We start from the raw sequence: 4,752 nt of genomic DNA on the forward strand, positions 1-4,752 counted from the left end.
GTGCGACCACGCCGCGCGCACGGCCCGACCTGGCACATCAGGGTTGCGTCAAAGAGAGCCCCTGGGCGCACCTTCGTCCGTTTCGCGGGAATTGTTAGCCGTAAGGTCGACGCTGCGTACAGAGCGGATTCGGGAAGACAATGGGGCCATGGCACGCGGCAAGCTTCGGATATACCTCGGTTCGGCACCGGGCGTCGGCAAGACGTACGCGATGCTGTCCGAGGCGCACCGCCGCATCGAGCGCGGCACGGACTGCGTCGTGGCCTTCGTGGAGCACCACGACAGGCCCCGCACCGAAGTGATGCTGCACGGCCTTGAGCAGGTGCCCCGCAAGGACCTGGACTACCGCGGCACCCTGTTCACCGAGATGGACGTGGACGCGGTCCTTGAGCGGGCGCCCGCCGTCGCCCTGGTGGACGAACTGGCGCACACCAATGTCCCGGGATCCCGCAACGCCAAGCGCTGGCAGGACGTCGAGGAGCTGCTCGCCGCGGGCATGGACGTCGTCTCGACCGTGAACATCCAGCACCTGGAGTCCCTCGGCGACGTCGTCGAGTCGATCACCGGCGTACGCCAGCGCGAGACCGTGCCGGACGAAGTGGTGCGGCGCGCGGACCAGATAGAGCTGGTCGACATGTCGCCACAGGCGCTGCGCCGCCGCATGGCCCACGGCAACATCTACAAGCCCGACCGGGTCGACGCGGCCCTGTCCAACTACTTCCGGCCCGGCAACCTCACCGCCCTGCGCGAGCTCGCGCTGCTCTGGGTCGCCGACCGGGTCGACGAATACCTCCAGCAGTACCGCGGCGAGCACGACATCCGCTCCACCTGGCAGGCCCGCGAGCGCATCGCCGTCGGCCTCACCGGCGGCCCCGAGGGCCGCACCCTGATCCGCCGTGCGTCCCGGATGGCCGCCAAGGGCTCGGGCAGCGAGATCCTCGCCGTCTACATCGCCCGCAGCGACGGCCTGACCGCGGCCTCGCCCAAGGAGCTCGCGGTCCAGCGCACCCTCGTGGAGGACCTGGGCGGCACCTTCCACCACGTCATCGGCGACGACATACCGGCCGCGCTGCTCGACTTCGCCCGCGGCGTCAACGCCACCCAGATCGTCCTCGGCTCCTCGCGCCGCAAGTCCTGGCAGTACATCTTCGGACCCGGCGTCGGCGCGACGGTCGCCCGCGAATCGGGTCCCGACCTCGACGTCCACATCGTCACGCACGACGAGGTCGCCAAGGGCCGCGGCCTGCCCGTGGCTCGCGGGGCACGGCTCGGGCGGTCCCGGTCCATCTGGGGCTGGCTGGTGGGCGTCGGCGGCCCGGCGCTCCTGACCCTGCTCCTGACCCATGTCGACGCGAACCTCGGCCTCGCCAACGACATGCTGCTCTTCCTGACGCTCACGGTCGCCGCCGCACTGCTGGGCGGCCTCCTCCCGTCCCTCGCTTCGGCGGCCTTCGGCTCGCTGCTCCTGAACTACTACTTCACGCCGCCGCAGCACCTGTGGACGATCTCCGACTCCAAGAACATCGTCGCGATCGTCGTCTTCGTGGGCGTCGCGATCTCCGTCGCCTCCGTCGTGGACCTCGCCGCACGGCGTACCCACCAGGCCGCCAGGCTGCGCGCGGAGTCGGAGATACTCTCCTTCCTCGCGGGCAGCGTGCTGCGCGGCGAGACCAGCCTTGACGCCCTCCTCGAACGCGTACGCGAGACCTTCAGCATGGACTCCGTGGCCCTCCTGGAGCGCGAGAGCGACGTCGCCCCCTGGACCTGCGCGGGCCGGGTCGGCGAGGGCCGCACGATCGAGCGCCCCGAGGACGCGGACGTGGACATGCCGGTCGGCGACCACATGGCCCTCGCCCTGTCAGGACGGGTGCTGCCCGCCGAGGACCGCAGAGTGCTCGCCGCGTTCGCCGCGCAGGCCGTCGTCGTCCTGGACCGCAGGCGCCTGAAGGACGAGGCGCAGCAGGCGCGCACCCTCGCCGAGGGCAACCGCATACGCACCGCGCTGCTCGCCGCCGTCAGCCATGACCTGCGTACGCCCCTCGCGGGCATCAAGGCCGCCGTCTCGTCCCTGCGCTCCGACGACGTGGCCTGGTCGGAGGAGGACCAGGCCGAGCTCCTCGAAGGCATCGAGGACGGCGCCGACCGCCTCGACCACCTGGTCGGCAACCTCCTGGACATGTCCCGCCTGCAGACCGGCACCGTCACCCCGCTGATCCGCGAGATCGACCTCGACGAGGTCGTCCCGATGGCGCTCGGCGGCGTACCCGACGGCAGCGCGGACCTCGACATCCCCGAGACGCTGCCCATGGTCACCGTCGACAAGGGCCTCCTGGAGCGTGCGGTCGCCAACATCGTCGAGAACGCCGTCAAGTACAGCCTTGACGCCGAACCGGTCCTGGTCTCCGCGAGCACGCTCGGCGACCGGGTCGAACTGCGCGTCGTGGACCGCGGTCCCGGTGTCCCTGATGGAGCGAAGGACCGCATCTTCGAGCCGTTTCAGCGCTACGGTGACGCTCCGCGCGGTGCGGGCGTGGGCCTGGGCCTCGCGGTCGCACGCGGCTTCGTGGAGTCCATGGGCGGCACGCTCGAGGCGGAGGACACCCCGGGCGGCGGCCTCACCATGGTCCTCACCCTGCGGGCGGCGGCGGGCGGACCGCCGGTCCTGCCGGATCTCTCCGCCCAGGCCACCTCATGACCGCCCCCACCGACAAGACGGCCCCCGCCGTCAAGACCCACAGGCCCGAAAGGCAGACGCGCATGCCGCACTCTCCCGGGGGAGACCCCAGGACCCCCACGAGGGTGCTCGTGGTCGACGACGAGCCACAGATCGTCCGCGCCCTCGTGATCAACCTGAAGGCGCGCAAGTACGACGTGGACGCCGCCCCGGACGGAGCCACCGCGCTCCAGCTCGCCGCCGCTCGCCACCCCGACGTGATCGTGCTCGACCTCGGTCTGCCCGACATGGACGGGGTCGAGGTCATCAGGGGCCTGCGCGGCTGGACGCGCGTCCCGATCCTGGTGCTCTCCGCGCGGCACAGCTCCGACGAGAAGGTCGAGGCGCTCGACGCGGGCGCCGACGACTACGTCACCAAGCCGTTCGGCATGGACGAGCTCCTCGCCCGCCTTCGCGCCTCCATCCGCAGGGCCGAGCCCGCCGGAGCGGGCGAGGACGACGTGATGGTGGACACCAAGGACTTCACGGTCGACCTGGCGGCCAAGAAGGTCAACCGCGGCGGGCGCGACGTACGCCTGACGCCCACCGAATGGCATCTCCTCGAAGTCCTGGTGCGCAACACAGGGCGCCTGGTCAGCCAGAAGCAGCTGCTCCAGGAGGTCTGGGGCCCTTCGTACGGCACGGAGACGAACTACCTGCGCGTCTACATGGCCCAGCTGCGGCGCAAGCTGGAAACGGACCCCGCGCATCCGCGGCACTTCATCACCGAGCCGGGAATGGGTTACAGGTTCGAGCGATGAGTCAAGGGTCGGGGCCGGACTGAGCGGGCATAGGCACAGGTGAGCGCACCCATTGCGGCGCTGTCGGTGACCCCCGGTACGCTTCGTGTATGAGTGCTGTTCCTGGTTCCGAGAAGCCGGCAGGCCGTTTCCGGCGCATGCTCGACCGGCTGTCGTCCTCCCAGGAGGACCTGGAGTCGGAGGAGCTGCGCGAGGACGCCGAGACGGCGGGGTGTACCCGTATCGGAGACTGCCACGACCGCCAGATAGTCACGGTTACTGGTACCTTGCGCACGGTCACCCTGCGACCACGCGCCGGCGTCCCCGCCCTTGAGGCGGAGCTGTTCGACGGCTCCGCGGCACTGGACGTGGTGTGGCTCGGCAGGCGCTCCATCGTGGGGATAGAACCGGGGCGCAAGCTGATCGCGTCCGGCCGGGTCTCGATGAGCCGGGGCCGCCGGGTGCTCTTCAACCCGAAATACGAACTCAGACCCCTCGGACGGGAGTAGCCGGTGACGTCCCTCGACAAGCCGACGGAGACGGACCACGGAAGCGCGGGCCACGGAACCACGGATGAGGAAGCCGATTCCAGGGCCGTGACCGAGGCCGCGCTCTTCGAGGCGTTCGGCGGCGTGCGGGGCATGGTGGAGACCGTCGTCCCCGGCCTCCTCTTCGTGACCATCTTCACGATCAACAAGGACCTGCACATGTCGGCCATCGCGGCCCTCGCGGTGTCCCTGGTGCTCGTGGTGGTCCGCCTGGTCATGAAGGGCACCGTCAAGCACGCCTTCAGCGGCGTCTTCGGTGTCGCCTTCGGCGTGGTCTTCGCGATGATGACCGGCAACGCCAAGGACTTCTACCTGCCGGGCATGCTCTACACCCTGGGCCTCGCCCTCGCCTACATCATCACGGCCCTCGCGGGTGTCCCGCTGATCGGCCTGATCCTCGGCCCGGTCTTCAAGGAGAACCTCTCCTGGCGGACCCGCAACCCCGGCCGCAAGAAGGCGTACACGAAGGCCAGTTGGGCCTGGGGCCTGATCCTGCTCGCCAAGTGCGCGATCCTCTTCCCGCTCTACTGGTGGGGGGACACGACCCAGTTCGGCTGGGTCCTGATCGCCCTGAAGATCCCGCCGTTCCTGCTCGCCGTCTGGCTGACCTGGGTCTTCCTCGCGAAGGCGCCCGCGCCGATCGACGTCTTCGCGGAGATGGAGGCGGAGGAGAACGCCGAGAAGGAGCGCAAGGCCGCGGGACAGCACCGCAAAGAGGCCTGATCGCCAAGACGCTTGCTTGCTTGTACGC

The 4,752-nt window shown here is 69.9% G+C and carries 4 protein-coding genes; all 4 read left to right on the forward strand.

Annotated features, from left to right (window positions below):
* Window positions 1-148 precede the first annotated feature (148 nt).
* The 4 genes from ACFQ7F_RS45345 (at window position 149) to ACFQ7F_RS45360 (ending at window position 4,724) form a co-directional block, all read left to right on the forward strand.
* Window positions 149-2,695 (forward strand): ATP-binding protein, encoded by a 2,547-nt coding sequence (locus ACFQ7F_RS45345; RefSeq protein WP_383285485.1) that lies wholly within the window; start codon window positions 149-151, stop codon window positions 2,693-2,695.
* A 62-nt stretch (window positions 2,696-2,757) separates the two neighbouring features.
* Window positions 2,758-3,474 (forward strand): response regulator, encoded by a 717-nt coding sequence (locus tag ACFQ7F_RS45350; RefSeq protein WP_383285494.1) that lies wholly within the window; start codon window positions 2,758-2,760, stop codon window positions 3,472-3,474.
* 89 nt (window positions 3,475-3,563) lie between these two features.
* Window positions 3,564-3,962 carry an OB-fold nucleic acid binding domain-containing protein gene (locus ACFQ7F_RS45355; RefSeq protein WP_383285488.1) on the forward strand — a complete coding sequence of 133 codons (399 nt, stop codon included), beginning with the start codon at window positions 3,564-3,566 and terminating at the stop codon, window positions 3,960-3,962.
* A 3-nt stretch (window positions 3,963-3,965) separates the two neighbouring features.
* The gene (locus ACFQ7F_RS45360; RefSeq protein ID WP_383285491.1) at window positions 3,966-4,724 is read left to right on the forward strand and encodes a DUF3159 domain-containing protein; all 759 of its coding nucleotides are present in this window, start codon (window positions 3,966-3,968) and stop codon (window positions 4,722-4,724) included.
* Window positions 4,725-4,752: the final 28 nt, after the last annotated feature.

The organism is Streptomyces sp. NPDC056486 (genome assembly GCF_042795295.1).
GTDB lineage: Bacteria > Actinomycetota > Actinomycetes > Streptomycetales > Streptomycetaceae > Streptomyces.

What these genes read in the sequence shown, in the direction of transcription:
- ACFQ7F_RS45355 (WP_383285488.1), top strand. Translation starts at nt 3,564, where the DNA reads ATGAGTGCTGTTCCTGGTTCCGAGAAGCCGGCAGGCCGTTTCCGGCGC.
- ACFQ7F_RS45345 (WP_383285485.1), top strand. Translation starts at nt 149, where the DNA reads ATGGCACGCGGCAAGCTTCGGATATACCTCGGTTCGGCACCGGGCGTC.
- ACFQ7F_RS45350 (WP_383285494.1), top strand. Translation starts at nt 2,758, where the DNA reads ATGCCGCACTCTCCCGGGGGAGACCCCAGGACCCCCACGAGGGTGCTC.